This is a genomic window from Blautia massiliensis (ex Liu et al. 2021) (assembly GCF_052064225.1).
In the GTDB taxonomy this organism is placed as follows: domain Bacteria; phylum Bacillota; class Clostridia; order Lachnospirales; family Lachnospiraceae; genus Blautia_A; species Blautia_A fusiformis.
Genome location: NZ_JBQHWA010000049.1, coordinates 1 through 15,544, shown reverse-complemented (window position 1 = coordinate 15,544; position 15,544 = coordinate 1). Strand labels below are relative to the sequence as shown.

15 protein-coding genes, 3 pseudogenes and 1 riboswitch are annotated in these 15,544 nt (G+C 43.7%); of the genes and pseudogenes, 16 read left to right on the top strand and 2 right to left on the bottom strand.

The window, feature by feature from the left end; all coding sequences use genetic code 11:
- The first annotated feature begins 271 nt into the window (after positions 1–271).
- The 9 genes and pseudogenes from ACTNDQ_RS14400 (at position 272) to ACTNDQ_RS14360 (ending at position 7,232) form a co-directional block, all read left to right on the top strand.
- Positions 272–1,027, top strand: a complete 756-nt coding sequence (locus tag ACTNDQ_RS14400; protein ID WP_278797177.1) for a TlpA family protein disulfide reductase — start codon at positions 272–274, stop codon at positions 1,025–1,027.
- A gap of 27 nt (positions 1,028–1,054) precedes the next feature.
- Positions 1,055–1,207, top strand: a complete 153-nt coding sequence (locus ACTNDQ_RS14395; protein ID WP_278797179.1) for a CD1871A family CXXC motif-containing protein — start codon at positions 1,055–1,057, stop codon at positions 1,205–1,207.
- A gap of 7 nt (positions 1,208–1,214) precedes the next feature.
- On the top strand, positions 1,215–2,069 hold the full coding sequence (locus tag ACTNDQ_RS14390) for a 4Fe-4S binding protein (protein ID WP_441064909.1): 855 nt from the start codon (positions 1,215–1,217) through the stop codon (positions 2,067–2,069).
- A 279-nt stretch (positions 2,070–2,348) separates the two neighbouring features.
- A riboswitch (ZMP/ZTP riboswitch) is annotated at positions 2,349–2,430 on the top strand.
- A 74-nt stretch (positions 2,431–2,504) separates the two neighbouring features.
- Entirely contained in the window at positions 2,505–4,190 is a 1,686-nt protein-coding gene (locus tag ACTNDQ_RS14385; RefSeq protein ID WP_118071255.1) for a formate--tetrahydrofolate ligase, read from the top strand.
- A gap of 572 nt (positions 4,191–4,762) precedes the next feature.
- Positions 4,763–5,296: a methylated-DNA--[protein]-cysteine S-methyltransferase gene (locus ACTNDQ_RS14380; protein ID WP_059086044.1), complete on the top strand. Its 534-nt coding sequence runs from the start codon at positions 4,763–4,765 to the stop codon at positions 5,294–5,296.
- A 107-nt stretch (positions 5,297–5,403) separates the two neighbouring features.
- Positions 5,404–5,712 (top strand): MGMT family protein, encoded by a 309-nt coding sequence (locus ACTNDQ_RS14375; protein ID WP_288788293.1) that lies wholly within the window; start codon positions 5,404–5,406, stop codon positions 5,710–5,712.
- 6 nt (positions 5,713–5,718) lie between these two features.
- Entirely contained in the window at positions 5,719–5,880 is a 162-nt protein-coding gene (locus ACTNDQ_RS14370; RefSeq protein ID WP_288788294.1) for a hypothetical protein, read from the top strand.
- A pseudogene (locus ACTNDQ_RS14365) lies at positions 5,864–6,220 on the top strand (MATE family efflux transporter); the annotation flags it as partial. The gene ACTNDQ_RS14370 and the pseudogene ACTNDQ_RS14365, both read left to right, overlap by 17 nt.
- A gap of 124 nt (positions 6,221–6,344) precedes the next feature.
- Positions 6,345–7,232, top strand: coding sequence for a putative ABC transporter permease (locus tag ACTNDQ_RS14360; RefSeq protein ID WP_441064908.1), 888 nt, complete (start codon positions 6,345–6,347; stop codon positions 7,230–7,232).
- Between the two features lie 30 nt (positions 7,233–7,262).
- On the opposite strand, the gene ACTNDQ_RS14355 is transcribed toward ACTNDQ_RS14360, so the two are convergent.
- Both ACTNDQ_RS14355 and bioB read right to left on the bottom strand, forming a co-directional pair.
- Complete coding sequence (locus ACTNDQ_RS14355) at positions 7,263–7,808, bottom strand: biotin transporter BioY (protein WP_279199209.1); 546 nt, start codon at positions 7,806–7,808, stop codon at positions 7,263–7,265.
- Positions 7,809–7,909: 101 nt separating this feature from the next.
- The gene (bioB, locus tag ACTNDQ_RS14350; protein ID WP_441064907.1) at positions 7,910–8,881 is read right to left on the bottom strand and encodes a biotin synthase BioB; all 972 of its coding nucleotides are present in this window, start codon (positions 8,879–8,881) and stop codon (positions 7,910–7,912) included.
- 135 nt (positions 8,882–9,016) lie between these two features.
- On the opposite strand from bioB, the gene ACTNDQ_RS14345 reads away from it, so the two are divergent.
- The 7 genes and pseudogenes from ACTNDQ_RS14345 to ACTNDQ_RS14315 form a co-directional block, all read left to right on the top strand.
- Positions 9,017–10,354, top strand: coding sequence for a TrkH family potassium uptake protein (locus tag ACTNDQ_RS14345; protein ID WP_441064906.1), 1,338 nt, complete (start codon positions 9,017–9,019; stop codon positions 10,352–10,354).
- Between the two features lie 19 nt (positions 10,355–10,373).
- On the top strand, positions 10,374–11,021 hold the full coding sequence (locus tag ACTNDQ_RS14340) for a potassium channel family protein (RefSeq protein WP_021976055.1): 648 nt from the start codon (positions 10,374–10,376) through the stop codon (positions 11,019–11,021).
- Positions 11,022–11,111: 90 nt separating this feature from the next.
- Positions 11,112–12,683 (top strand): sensor histidine kinase, encoded by a 1,572-nt coding sequence (locus tag ACTNDQ_RS14335; protein WP_441064905.1) that lies wholly within the window; start codon positions 11,112–11,114, stop codon positions 12,681–12,683.
- Positions 12,676–13,428 (top strand): response regulator, encoded by a 753-nt coding sequence (locus tag ACTNDQ_RS14330; RefSeq protein WP_059086037.1) that lies wholly within the window; start codon positions 12,676–12,678, stop codon positions 13,426–13,428. The genes ACTNDQ_RS14335 and ACTNDQ_RS14330 overlap by 8 nt, the downstream gene beginning before the upstream one ends.
- 59 nt (positions 13,429–13,487) lie before the next feature.
- Positions 13,488–14,801 carry a sedoheptulokinase gene (locus ACTNDQ_RS14325; protein WP_441064904.1) on the top strand — a complete coding sequence of 438 codons (1,314 nt, stop codon included), beginning with the start codon at positions 13,488–13,490 and terminating at the stop codon, positions 14,799–14,801.
- A gap of 210 nt (positions 14,802–15,011) precedes the next feature.
- A pseudogene (locus ACTNDQ_RS14320) lies at positions 15,012–15,344 on the top strand (MATE family efflux transporter); the annotation flags it as partial.
- Between the two features lie 129 nt (positions 15,345–15,473).
- Positions 15,474–15,544, top strand: a pseudogene (locus ACTNDQ_RS14315) (IS200/IS605 family transposase); the annotation flags it as partial.

The following is a 15,544-nucleotide window of genomic DNA, read 5'->3' as shown; positions in this document are numbered from 1 at the left end:
CTGTGTAAGACATTGCAGTACCGTAAGGTGTTTGCCAATGCAGTAGTGGGAGAAGCAAGAATCCCCCTGCTTTAGCTGTGGGGAGTGTCAAGAATATCCGTTTCTGGGACTGAAGCTTTCACTTTCGAAGGAGCTGTTAAATCAGATCAAGGACCAGAGCATTGCAATGCTTACTACGGAAGATTTTGAGAATCAGACCAATGCAGTGACATATGCCTATGTAAGCTGGAGCAAAATGACAGAGGAATAGAAAAATGCCGAAATACAGAAGATGGGAACAGGATATGACGACTGGGTGGCAGGTCTGGACAGAATTGGTACAATTGGCGTTTATGACGAAGCTTCACAGAAAAAGCTGGATGAGATCACAGGCTGTACAGAGCATAAAGAGCTTGGAAGCAGCAGCGACGGGAAATACAAATATTATCTGAGCACCAACAAAGATGCAGATGAAAAGCTGACAAAGGAGCTGGAAAAGATCAAAACCGATATTACGGAAATGGCACCATATCAGAATATTTCCGTGTTTGACCAGCCACAGGATACCAGCGTCAACCCGGAGGATGTAAAATCTGTAGGAAAATTTGAAACAACAGGAATAGATGGAAAAACATATACAGAAAAAGTATTCAGTGACTATGACCTTACGCTGGTAAATATTTTTACAACCTGGTGCTCACCATGTGTAAAAGAAATTCCGGAACTTCAGGAGCTCTACAAAGAAATGAAAGATAAAGGAGTCGGAGTAGCAGGCGTGGTGCTTGATACTACAGATGAAAAGGGAAATCAGGACGAGGAGGCAGTAAAAAAAGCAGGCATTCTTCAGGAAAAAACTAAAGCAGAGTATCCGTTCCTGATACCGGATACTACTATGATGAATGGCCGTCTGCAGGGGATTTCCGCATTTCCTGAAACATTTTTTGTTGACAAAGATGGAAACATTGTAGGCGATACCTATACAGGAAGCCATACACTGGACGAATGGAAGGAAATCGTGGAAAAAGAGCTTAAAAACGTTTCAAAGTAAAAGATGATCATTACGGAGAGTGAAAAAATGATTCAGAAAATAACAGAATCCAAGTGGATCGGACCGGCACTGGCGGTTTTGGGAATTTTACTGATGATACTGGGAATCTGCAGGGGCGAGGTGTCTGTAGTTTTTACAAAAGCGATCAACATCTGTATGGAGTGTATTGGCATTGGATAATAAGAAGATGAAAATAAATGAATGGCCGCGGCATGGAATCCAGGCATTGTGGGCGGCCCTTACAAACAGTCACATATCAGGGTTTGTGACTGGAAAGATCTATACCGGAAAACTGAAAAATGTCTGTGTTCCGGGGCTGAACTGTTATTCCTGCCCCGGGGCAAGAGGGGCCTGCCCCATTGGTTCCCTTCAGGCTGTGATCGGAAGCTGGAACTTCAAGATGGCATATTATGTGGCTGGATTTCTGATCTTTGTGGGAGCGCTGCTTGGAAGACTGGTGTGCGGATTTCTCTGCCCCTTTGGACTGATTCAGGATCTGTTGAACAAGATTCCTTTTCCAAAGAAGATCCGGACATTTCGGGGAGATAAGCTTCTGCGAAAACTGAAATATGTGATCTTTCTTGTATTTGTGATCCTACTTCCCATGTTTGCAGTAGATATCATGGGCCAGGGAGCACCATATTTCTGCAAGCTGATCTGCCCGGCAGGAACGCTGGAGGGAGGTATCCCTCTGGTGCTGCTGAACAAATCCATGCGAAGTGCAGTAGGCTGGCTGTACATGTGGAAAAATACGATCCTGGTGATCACCATTATCTTATCAATTATGATATACCGGCCATTCTGTAAGTATATCTGCCCGCTGGGAGCTTTTTATTCGGTATTTAATAAAGTTTCCGTTTTTCGTTACAGAGTAGATAAAGAAAAATGTGTTCACTGCGGAAAATGCAGAAATATCTGCCAGATGGAGGTCGATCCGACGGAAAATCCCAACAGTGCAGAGTGCATCCGATGTGGAAGATGTAAAAAAATATGTCCGACACAGGCGATCCGGTGTGGGTTTGCAGGCAAAAATCAGACCTGAATTACTTTAAAAGTGAATTTCCGGATATCAAGTGCCGTTGTTATCGTGAACAGTACGTTTGGAAGTAAAGACATATTTCCGGATTGGGCAAAGAGGAAATTATCATGGAATTGACGAAAAACAGAATTTTCCTTATAACATTCAGTATCTGATGAATAGTATGGAAAACTGAAATGATTCAGAAAATTAGACTTAGCTCACTTTAAAAGTGAAAAAAATAATTCGATAATTTCTTGACAACCATTAATAAATATGTTAATATTCAATCATCAAATTAATAAAGTCTTCGGTGACTGACGGAATTGTGGGATAACCACGAGGGAGCCGGAGATTCGATGAGTCGACCGTCTGGGCAGTATTTGAAGAAATTCAGATACTGCTCTTTTTTATGGGATAAAAAGATCCGGACGGTTGCTGCGGAGAAAGGAGAACATTATGGGATTCAAAAGTGATATCGAAATTGCACAGGAGTGCACAATGGAGCCAATTACCAAGATTGCAGAGAAAGCAGGTATTGATGACAAGTACCTGGAGCAGTATGGTAAATATAAAGCAAAGATCGACTATAATCTTCTGAAGGAAACAGACAAAAAAGACGGAAAGCTGATCCTGGTAACAGCTATCAACCCGACACCGGCCGGGGAAGGAAAAACAACTACAACGGTAGGTCTTGCAGATGGAATGCAGAGACTTGGAAAAAATGTTATGGTAGCTCTTCGTGAGCCATCCCTTGGACCGGTATTCGGTGTCAAAGGTGGTGCAGCAGGTGGCGGTTATGCACAGGTAGTTCCAATGGAAGATATCAACCTTCATTTTACCGGTGATTTCCATGCAATCGGTGCGGCAAACAACCTTCTTGCAGCAATGATCGACAACCATATTTTCCAGGGTAATGAACTGAACATCGACCCGAGAAAGATCACCTGGAGACGATGCGTTGACATGAACGACCGTCAGCTTCGTAATGTAGTAGACGGACTTGGCGGAAGAACAAACGGTATGCCGCGTGAGGACGGTTACGACATCACCGTAGCATCGGAGATCATGGCAGTTCTCTGTCTGGCAAGTGATATCAAAGATCTGAAAGAGAGACTTTCCAGAATCATCATCGGATATACCTATGGTAAAGTTTCCGAGCAGAAACCGGTAACAGCCGGTGATCTTCACGCAGAGGGCGCTATGACAGCTCTTCTGAAAGATGCTCTGAAACCAAACCTTGTACAGACACTGGAGCATGTTCCGGCGATCGTTCACGGCGGACCATTCGCAAATATCGCTCACGGATGTAACTCCGTAACCGCTACAAAGATGGCTATGAAGCTTGCTGATTATGCCATCACAGAGGCTGGCTTCGGTGCTGACCTTGGAGCTGAGAAATTCCTGGATATCAAGTGCCGTATGGCAGGTCTTACACCAAGTGCCGTTGTTATCGTAGCAACCGTACGTGCTCTGAAATATAATGGTGGCGTTGCAAAAGCAGATCTTAACAATGAGAACCTTGAGGCTCTTGAAAAAGGTATCCCGAACCTTCTGAAGCATGTAAGCAATATCAAAAATGTATACAAGCTTCCATGTGTGGTAGCTATTAACGCATTCCCGACCGATACCAAGGCAGAGCTTGATTTTGTAGAAGCAAAATGTAAAGAGCTTGGCGTAAACGTAGCACTTTCCGAGGTATGGGCAAAAGGCGGCGAAGGCGGAATCAAGCTTGCTGAGGAAGTTCTCCGTCTGGTTGAAGAGCCGAATGATTTCACATATGCTTATGAGCTGGAAGGCTCCATTGAGGATAAACTGAACCAGATCGTACAGAAGGTTTATGGCGGAAAGAAAGTGGTTCTTACAGCAAATGCCCAGAAGCAGGCGAAACAGCTGGAGGCACTTGGATTTGGCAACTGCCCGATCTGTGTAGCTAAGACCCAGTACAGCTTAACAGACGACCAGACAAAGCTTGGTGCTCCGACAGATTTCGAGGTAACAGTAAGAAATCTTAAGATTTCCGCAGGTGCAGGATTTATTGTTGCACTGACCGGTGAGATCATGACCATGCCAGGTCTTCCGAAAGTACCGGCAGCAACCAAGATCGACGTAGACGAGAGCGGTAAGATCACAGGACTGTTCTAATATAAAGATTTTTTGAGGGGAATTCAGATAGAAAGCGGTAGAGCCTGCAAAAATAGAGGCTCTGCCGCTTTTTATATTGTTGTGGAGAGAGTATTGAAAAACTTTTAAAAGCAGGAAAAACACTGGGTTTAACGATCCCGTGATACGAATTTGATACGAAAACCCCCGGAAGTGGTCGAGACTTCCGGGGGTTTTTGTTCCGTTTATAGCATGTTCAAAACAAAAATGGTATAATATTATAAATTGTCAAGAATATCAGAAATCTCCTGCTGCTTGTTGGGATAAAGGTGGCCGTAGGTGCCAAGAGTAACCTTAATACTCACATGGCCCAGGCAATCCGCAATAACCAGATATTTGATCAGTAGAGCAACATGAGAGTGCCTGAGATTATAGAGCCGGATTCGGGGCATATGTTTCTGGTCCCTTTTTCCGTTTTAGGACAATAAGCGGGAATCCTCGGCAATTCAATTACCGAGATGAAATCGCAGAGGGGACGCGCATGTGACATTTGCGTTAATTAAGAGGAATGCTATAGAAAAAATTATAGAGATAAATGAATATGGGGGGAAAATATGGTATACACATGCAAATATAAATCGCTAATCGGAGATATTTTACTTGCCGCAGATGAAATCGGACTTACCGGTTTGTGGTTTGAAGGACAGAAATATTTTGCAAATACACTTCCGGAAGATTATGTTCCACAGGAAACGAAAATTCTCACAGAAGCAAAAAAATGGCTGGATGTATATTTCTCCGGTGAAGAACCGAACTTTACTCCACCACTTCATCCGAACGGTTCAACATTCAGAAAGGCAGTGTGGCAGATTTTACTGGAGATTCCCTATGGACAGACGATCACATATGGAGAAATTGCGCGCAGAATTGCAGTGATGAAAAACACTTCCCATATGTCCGCCCAGGCAGTAGGCGGTGCGGTTGGACATAATGAAATTTCCATTATCATTCCCTGCCATCGAGTCGTAGGAACAAATGGAAGCTTGACGGGCTATGCCGGAGGAATTGACAAAAAAATTTCACTTCTTAAGCTGGAACATACAGATATGAGCCGTTTGTTTATTCCAAAGAAAGGAACTGCACTGTAAAACTCAGGCTGAAAGGACGGTCTGGTGCAGGCGTCCACGAAAAGACAGATATTTTATTTATGAAAACATGCTATGAAAATTGCCAGCAGGATTTCGGAGGAATAATTATGGGAAAAATACTGGATGAAGATTTAATCTACGAGATACTGTCCGTGGTGGAAGAGATACCTGAGGGAAAAGTGGCCGCCTACGGGCAGATCGCACGGCTGATCGGGCGGGATAAAAATTCACGTCTTGTAGGAAAAGTCTTAGGTATGGCAGAATTTTACGGGAAGTATCCCTGCCACAGAGTTGTGAACCATGCAGGGCGTACTGCACCAGGCTGGAGAGAGCAGAAGATGCTTCTGGAAGACGAGGGTGTGGAGTTTAAGGCAAATGGATGTGTAGATATGAAGCAGTATCAGTGGGAGGAGTAGTGTTTTATGAATTGTAGAAATATGATGCAGATCCCGGAGCTTACAGAAGTTCTGAAGCTGAAAGCAGGGGAAAACGGTCTGGAGCAGTCTGTACGATGGGGCTATTTTGCAGACTGCCTGCAGTGTGTCAAAAGTGAATACAGGATTGAATATCCTGCTGAAGGGTGATGTGCTGGCAGGATTCTTTTCAACAGATGCCGGCGTTATCCAAAAGGGCTTTGATTATCTGAAGGGGTTTGCTCCGGAGACACTGGTAACGGCTGTTCTGTTCAGTATGATAGGCTATTTCAATGGAAACAACCAGACCATCTGGGTTATGGTCCAGGGATTGGTACAGACGCTTCTGGTACGACTTCCAATGGCGTACTTTATGAGTATCCAGCCGGATGCCAGCCTGACAAAGATCGGTCTTGCAGCACCGGTATCTACCACAGTGGGAATTATTCTGAACATCGGATTCTTTCTGTACTTCACCCGTGTGAAAAAAGAAATTGTTTCGGAAGAATGACCGGATAAAGGGATGTAAATGAGAGGGGTGATATGATATAATCAGAATCACCCCGGCAGAGGTGATGGTACTGACCCCTGAAATAGCTGCCGGAATCTTGACAGCTGTAAAGGAGGAGTACAGGATGATTTGCGGGATGACGTATTTTCAGATATGTCTGTATTTTTTGTTTTATTCTTTTGGAGGATGGGTCGTTGAAGTTATCTTCCATGCAGTAACCTTAGGAAAGGTTATAAACCGGGGATTTCTCAACGGTCCGGTATGCCCGGTGTACGGATTTGGTGTACTTTCCGTGTTTGCATTGCTTAATACGCTTCAGAACGGCGGACATCAGATGAGTGAGGGAATGATCTTTCTGTTTGGAATCGTTCTTGCAACTGCGGTAGAGCTGGTTGCCGGATGGCTTCTGGATGTATGCTTCCATGCAAGATGGTGGGATTATTCTAATAAGCCGCTGAATTTTCACGGCTATATCTGTCTTGAGTTTTCCCTGATATGGGGACTTGCCATTGTGATGGTCGTAAAGGTTTTTCAGAAGTATGTGGAGCGTCAGGCTTCTCATACACCTTCCACACTGGAATGGGTTGTTATGGCAATTCTGTATGCGGTGTATCTGGCTGATCTTATTGTAACAGTGGCGGTGATCCGCGGACTGAATAAGAAGCTTACCCGACTGGATAAGGTACGTGCGGATCTGCGGATCGTGAGTGATAAGCTCAGTGATACTCTGGCAACAACTACCATTGATACAGCACAGAAGGTGGGAGAGGGAAAGGTTCAGGTTGCTCTTGCTAAGGCAGAGCTCAGAGATGCGACTGTGGCTCAGAGAGAAAAATCTGCCGAAATGCTTCGGATGAAGAAAGCGGAGCTTCAGGCACAGTTTGATGAGCTGTCAAGCTCTATCACAAACCATACGGTATTCGGCCAGGGAAGAATCATTAAGGCTTTCCCGGAGATGAAACACAGAGATTATTTTGAACTGATCCAGGAACTGAAGAAAAAACTCAGATAAGAAAAATGAAACGCGATAAAGAGCTTCAGCTTATCGGATTCGTTTCTTTATCATTGGTCCGATGATCATGGCGATGATCATTTTTATGAGATCTGCCGGGATAAACGGAATTACACAAATTCCAAGAGCTGCTTTGAAAGTGGAATCTGCAACGATGCAGAACCATACAGTTCCGAAAAGATAGCATACAATTGTTCCTGCGATCATACCAACGAGCTGGATCAGAGGCTTATGGCAGTTGTCAATTACCAGTCCGGCAATAACAGCCATAACGATAAAGCCGATGATGTATCCGCCTGTAGGACGGGCCAGCTTTGCAGGGCCGCCGGTAAATCCGGAAAATACCGGAAGACCTACAAGTCCAAGCAGAAGATAGATCAGATAGCTGATGGTTCCTTTTTTCCATCCGAGAAGATACAGGGACAGATAAATGGCAAGATTGGTAAATGAGATTGGAACCGGACCGATCGGAATGGACAGCGGCGCAAGAATACAGGTGACAGCTGCCATCAGAGCGGTCATGGTGATCTCGTAGGTTTTTGTACGTGGTGCAGAGACAGTATTTGTCTGATTCATATTAAAAGAGCCTCCTTTGAAAAGGGTAATATATTTACTGGTTCGGGTAAGCAATGAAATGCTGTAAGTGTGTATGACAGGTCATATGTACAGAAGGATGCTTACGCAGATTCAATCTCATAGGTGAATCCTGCATCCGTAATGGTTTTGAGAGTGTCTTCGATTCCCTGACCACCTTCTGTAAGATAACCGGAAGCAAAAATAGAGTCTACAACACTGAGCAGTTTTTTTTCTTCGCCTTTAAAATAAACTTCTCTTCCGGCAGCACATCGGATATCTGCTTCAGGCACAAGAAGTCTTGCCAGGCAGAGAACCTTCATACAGTATTCTGTTGTCAGCTGGGAAATATCTGCATTTCCGAGAGGAGTTCCCTTGATCGGAAGAAGAAAGTTGATCGGCAGTGCTTCCGGCTGGATCTCACGTAATTCCAGAAGCATGTCAACAACGTCTTCCTTGCTTTCACCCATGCCAATGATACCGCCGCTGCAGATCTCGAAACCAAGTCCCTGAAGCATATGGATATTCCGGACACGCTGGTCAAAGGTATGTGTACTGCAGATATTATGATAAAAGGAACGGCTGCTGTTCAGGTTATGGTTGATCCGGTCAAGACCAGCCTCTTTGAGCATTTTTGCCTGGTGCTCTGTGAGAAAGCCTATGGAGCAGCAGAGATGAGTTCCGTGTTCTTTCATTTTTCGGATCCTGCGGGCCAGCTCCTCGATTTCTTTATCTGTAAATTTCATACCACTCAGTCCGATACAATGTCTGGATAAATGATAATCATTTACGAAATCATTGTCCTGATATAATTTGTCTTCATCTACCCATTTGTATTTATCAATATCGGCAGTGGAACGACATGACTGGGCACAGTAGGCACAATCCTGGGAACAGTTACCACTGCGGGCATTGGTAAGGATGTGGATGCTTACCTGGTTTCCCTTATATTTGTAACGTAAACTGCTGGCACGGTCGATCAGTGCCTCAAGTTCTTTGTCCGGAGTATCTAAAATTGCAATGGCTTCATCTCTGGAAAGCGATGGAGCTTCTTTTTCGCATGCTGCAGTGTTCATATCAATATCATATCTTTATAAAATCTTAATACGGAAGCAGAGACTTTTATACTATCTTTGAAAGTAGTTATATATAATAAAATGCATTACGAGGATAGCACTGTTAAAAGTATTGATAAGGAGTTCTGATCATTTATGCCGGAAAAATCATATAAGAAAAAACATATGACATCTTTTCAGCTGATTATCATGGGGTTTGCAGGAGTGATCCTTTTGGGAACCGTTCTGCTGATGCTTCCATTTTCTTCTGCGGAGAAGGTGATCACACCATTTCATGAGGCACTTTTTACAGCCACTTCGGCGGTATGTGTTACAGGTCTTGTGGTAAAGGACACTGGAAGCTACTGGTCCCTGGCAGGCCAGACGATCATTCTTGCACTCATACAAACAGGTGGGCTTGGAGTAGTGACTGTGGCTGCGTCTGTTTCCCTTCTTTCCGGAAAGAAAATATCCCTCATGCAAAGAAGCACCATGCAGAATGCAATTTCAGCTCCAAAAGTCGGAGGAATCGTCAGACTAACAAGGTTTATTTTGAGGGGAACATTTTTGATCGAAGCTGCAGGGACGGTGTTGCTGCTGCCGGTTTTTATGGGAGATTATGGAAAAAAGGGAATCTGGATGTCAGTTTTTCATTCAATCTCTGCTTTTTGTAATGCCGGCTTTGATATTCTGGGGACAGATTCCAGTATGTTTCCATCGCTGACTAGGTATTCCGGAAATATACTTATAAATCTGGTAATTATGCTGTTGATCATTACAGGAGGAATCGGTTTTCTCACATGGGATGATATTTATACAAACAAACTGAACTTTAAACGCTACCGCATGCAAAGCAAGATCATTCTCATGACTACCGCATGTCTGATCTTATTCCCGGCAGTCTTTTTCTATATCTGTGACCTGACAAATTTACCCATGGGAAAACGCCTGTTAGCAGCAGCGTTTCAATCGGTAACGACAAGAACTGCCGGATTTAATACTATAAACATTTCAGAGATGAGTGAGGCATCAAAAGCAGTTATGATATTGTTAATGCTAATTGGTGGTTCACCGGGATCTACAGCAGGTGGAATGAAAACAACAACTTTTTCAGTACTTATTTTAAATGCAATTGCGACATTTCGAAGTCAGGAAAATGCAGGAGCTTTTGGGCGAAGACTTGAATATCATGTGATAAAAAATGCAGCGACAATAGCCATGTTATATTTTGCCTTGTTCTTTGGCGGTGGAATAGCGATCAGTGTGTACGAAGGCCTTCCGCTTTTAGATTGTCTGTACGAAGCTGCTTCAGCTGTTGGTACGGTAGGTCTGACTCTGGGAATCACACCGGAACTTCATGTTTTTTCACAAGTCGTGTTGATCATATTGATGTATCTGGGACGTGTAGGTGGTCTGACCCTGATCTATGCGGTATTTTCCGGAAGAAATAAGGGAAATGCAAAGCTCCCTCTGGAAAAAATCACAGTTGGATAAGAAGGAGAAAAATAATATTATGAAAAATGTATTGCTTATTGGACTTGGAAGGTTTGGAAGACATATTGCCATGCAGCTCAATCAGTTGGGACATGAAGTTATGGCAGTTGACTGGAAGGAAGAAAGAGTGGACAAAGTACTGTCATTTGTGACGAATGCTCAGATTGGTGACAGCACCAATGCTGAATTTTTACAGTCCCTTGGAATTGGAAACTACGACATTTGTTTTGTGACCATTGGAGATAGCTTTCAAAATTCTCTTGAAACAACATCCCTTCTAAAAGAACTGGGTGCAAAATTGGTGATATCCAGAGCTGAACGTGATGTTCAGGAAAAATTTCTTTTACGCAATGGTGCCGATAAGGTAGTTTATCCGGAAAAGCAGGTGGCAAAATGGGCCTCCATCCGTTATACAGATGATCATATCCTGGATTATATGGAGGTGGATGCTTCCCATGCAATTTTTGAAGTGGAAGTGCCGGAAGAATGGGTTGGAAAAACAGTGGGTGGACTTGACATCAGAAAACGCTACAATATTAATATTCTGGCAGTAAAAAATGAAGAGGAATTCAGTATTGCAATTTCACCGGAAACATATTTTACAGAAAATGATAAATTACTGGTATTAGGAGAATACAGAGCTCTTCAGAAGTGCTTCCGCATATAGCTCATTGCCATGAAGAAAAAATTTTTGACCACAGAACTGCTGCGTGATATAATTCCAGTAAACAACAGCAGAAGGAGAATGAGCTTGAAAATGGAGGATACAGTAAAAAACAGAACCTGTCCGAAACGGCCATTTGCATGGTATGTGGAAAAACCGTCTGCAAAAGATTACTTGCTGACGGTTTTTATATTTGCAGTATGCACTTTGATTGGCCTGCTGTTTCAGAAGCTGGATTTTACAGATACGAATATTGTAACGATATACATTCTGGGTGTGTTGATCACTTCCATCGTGACAGATGGTTATCTTTGCAGTGTAGCCGGGTCCTTTTTAAGTGTATTCTTATTTTGCTTTTTCCTGATGGAGCCAAGGATGTCTTTTGAGACATATGCGGTGGGATATCCGGTGACATTTTTCATAATGCTTATTTCGTCCGTACTTACAGGAACCATTGCGGTAAAGCTGAAAATGCATGCAAAGCTGTCTTCACAGATTGCCTTTCGCACACAGGTTCTGTTTGATACGGATCGTCTGCTGCAAAAGGCAAAAAGTGAGACAGAAATCCTCGGAGTTACCTGTACACAGCTGATACGCCTGTTAAACCGCAGCATCACAGCATATGTTGTGGAAAATGGAACTTTATCAGAAGGAAAGCTTTTTTCCGGGGAAAAAGAGAGCACAGAGGATTTTCTGACACAGGAAGAACAACAGGCGGCCAGATGGACTTATGAAAACAGACAGCGTGCCGGCGCATCCACACAGTATTTCTCACAGGCAAAATGCTTATATCTGGCAATTCGAAGCGGGAATAATGTTTATGGCGTAATCGGGATCCCTCTGCAGAAAGAAACACTGGACTCTTATGAATACAGCATCCTGCTGTCTGTAATAAATGAATGTGCACTTGCAATGGAGAATGTACAAAATGCCATAGAAAAAGAAAAAAATGCGGTTTTAGCAAAAAATGAGCAGCTGCGTGGCGATCTTCTTCGGGCGATCTCCCATGACCTGCGTACTCCACTTTGTTCTATTTCCGGAAATGCAGATATGCTTCTCAGTAACAGTGACCGTCTGGATGAAGCTGCAAGGTATCAGATCTACACGGACATTCATGAGGATTCAGAGTGGCTGATCGGAGTTGTGGAAAATCTGCTTTCCATTACCAGGCTCAATGATGGAAGATTGAAGTTTAAATTTACGGATCAGCTTTTGGATGAGGTAATAGCAGAGTCACTCCGACATATCGGCCGGAAGCATGATGCGTATAAGATCGTGGCGGACTGTGAAGAACTTGTTCTTACACGTATGGACGTGCATCTTATTATACAGGTTCTGGTAAATTTGATCGATAATGCGATAAAATATACGCCGTCAGGCTCTGTCATCAGCATTCGGGGGTTCAAAAAAGCCGGGAAAGCACAGGTAAGCGTGGAAGATAATGGCCCCGGAATTCCGGATGAAATGAAGCCACATATTTTTGAGATGTTTTATACAGGGAAAACAACCGTTGCAGACAGCCAACGGAGTCTGGGGCTTGGTCTGGCACTTTGCCGCTCGATCATAGAAGCTCACGATGGAACCCTGGTTCTTTCGGATCATGCTCCGCATGGATGTAATTTTACTTTTACTTTACCATTAAGCGAGGTGACATTAAATGAATAAGACATTAATTCTGGTGGTTGAGGATGACAGACCCATACGGAACCTGATCGTTACCACATTAAAAACACATGACTATAAATATCTGGCTGCAGAAAATGGGGCTTCAGCTATTTTGGAGGCTTCATCACACAATCCGGATATCGTTCTTCTGGATCTGGGCCTTCCTGATATGGAAGGAGTAGAGGTAATAAAGAAAATCCGTACCTGGTCGAATATGCCTATCATCGTGATCAGTGCCAGAAGTGAAGATATGGACAAAATAGAGGCACTAGATGCGGGTGCAGATGATTATATCACAAAACCATTTTCAGTAGAAGAATTACTTGCGCGTATCCGTGTCAGCCAAAGGCGGCTTGCCATAACGCAGTCAGGAAAACAGCCGGAAACATCTGTTTTTGAAAATGGTGGATTAAAGATAGATTACACGGCTGGCTGCACATTCCTGAAGGACAGAGAACTGCATCTGACGCCCATTGAGTATAAGCTGCTCTGCCTTTTATCCCGTAATGTTGGAAAAGTATTGACACATACATATATTACTCAGCAGATCTGGGGACGCTGCTCGGAAAACGATGTTGCTTCTCTCAGGGTTTTTATGGCAACACTGCGGAAAAAACTGGAGCCTGAAAAAAACGGTGTACAATATATCCAGACGCACATAGGAATTGGATATCGCATGCTCAGAATCGAGAAACCTGAGCAGGAAACCAAAAAAGATAGCATTAATCCTCAAACGATAATATAATCATCTCATATGATGACAGTTTCTATAGTAAAAATCATAGAAAAGGACGGAAACAGACGATGAAGATCATGGGGATTGATATCGGCACAACAACAGTCAGTGTCGTAATGACAGACACAAAAACGGGAAAGCTGCTTGCAAAGGAAACAGTGGAGCATAATTCTTTTCTGCGGAGCAGTAAGCCGGAACAGAAGCTGCAGGATCCGGAACGGATCTATGAGATCGTCCGGGAGCTTCTTATAAAGCAGCAGAAGGAGAATGGTTTGCCAGATGGAATAGGGTTTACAGGGCAGATGCATGGAATACTGTATGTGGATGCTTCCGGCAAGGCAGTGAGTCCTCTCTATACCTGGCAGGATGGAAGCGGAGAGATTCCGCTGGAAAACGGAAAAACCTGTGCAGAGCTTTTGCAGGGAGTAGGTGCGGCGGCGTCCGGATATGGTGTAGTGACACATTTTTATCTTCAGAAGAAAGACCAGATCCCGAAGGATGCTGTAAGGATGACGACGATCAGTGATTATATTGCTATGCGGCTGTGTGAAAATACTGTCCCTGTTATCGGACTTGACATGGCGGCAAGCTGGGGCTGCTTTGACCTGCGAAAACAGGAGTTTCTGTATGAAGCCCTGGAGCAGGCCGGCGTAGATACTTCTTATCTGCCGGAAGTAAGAAAGGGACATTTTTTTATCGGAGAAACAAGAGCCGGTGTGCCGGTAATGGGATCGATCGGTGACAATCAGGCGAGTCTGTTTGGTTCCGTACGGAATCTTAAAGATACCGTACTCCTGAATGTAGGAACCGGCAGCCAGGTTTCCTTAGTGACAGAGACGTTTATAGAATGCAGCGGCAGTGTGGAGCTTCGCCCCTGTACCGAAAACAGCTATATCCTCGTGGGAGCTTCCCTGTGTGGTGGTCGTGCGTATGCGATGCTGGAACAGTTTTACAGAGAAGCTACAGAAACTGAAGAAAGACTGTATTCCCGGATGCAGGAGCAGGCAGAAAAATTTATTGAAAAATACGGAAAAGAAGCTGCATGGAAAGTAGATACAGCTTTTTCAGGGACAAGAAGTGATCCGTCTCACAGGGGCATGATCGCAGGGATCGGTGTAGAGAATTTTCATCCTGGTGCACTGACGGTCGGTGTGATCTGTGGGATCCTTAACGAACTGCATGAGCAGTATGAGCAGATGTGTCAGCTCACCGGAAAAAAGGCCACACGCCTGACTGGCTCCGGAAACGGAATTCGTCGAAACCCGCTGATGAGAAGACTGGCAGAAGAAATGTTTAAAATGCCGATGGAGATTCCTGAATATGAAGAAGAGGCTGCATATGGAGCTGCACTTACTGCGGGAAAGTTGGTTGCGGCAATGTAAGAAAAATTTTGTTTGACTTTTTGAAAAAGAGGCAATATAATTACAAGAAACGAGTAGCAAGTAAGCGTAAATCCAGTTTACCGGCTACTCGTTTTCATTTTGCAAAAATGAATATCGCCATGAAAAAGTGTGTAGCGTGTCAGCGTAAGTCCAGCTTATATGACAAGGTGCGCACTTTTTTTGTGCTAAAAAGAAAGGAGTTAAAACAAAATGGCGGAAAGCAACAAGATGAAGGAGATGCCGGTAAATAAGCTGATGGTCCAAATGGGAATCCCGATGATCCTATCTATGGCATTGCAGGCAGTCTATAACATTGTAGACAGTGCATTTGTGGGAAATATGAAAGCAGGCAGTGAGACAGCACTAAATGCTTTGACACTGGTATTTCCGGTGCAGATGCTTATGGTGGCAGTGGGGATTGGAACCGGTGTAGGAACCAATGCACTTCTTGCAAGGACACTTGGACAGGGAGACAGTAAAAAAGCTGCAAAGGTAGCAGGAAACAGTTTGTTTCTGGGAGTGATCATTTATGTGGTCTGCTTATCCAATGCGTCGTAAAACTCCTTGCTTCAGCTATGGGGATATAAGACGCGTCCATCGAATTTATGCAAGTAATTGAAGATGGACAAAATAGTAATTGTATTAACTAATGAACCATAGTATAATATAAATATGAACACAACATATAAATCAAACAACAATGTCGTCTATTCCTGTAAATACCATGTAGTATGGTGTCCAAA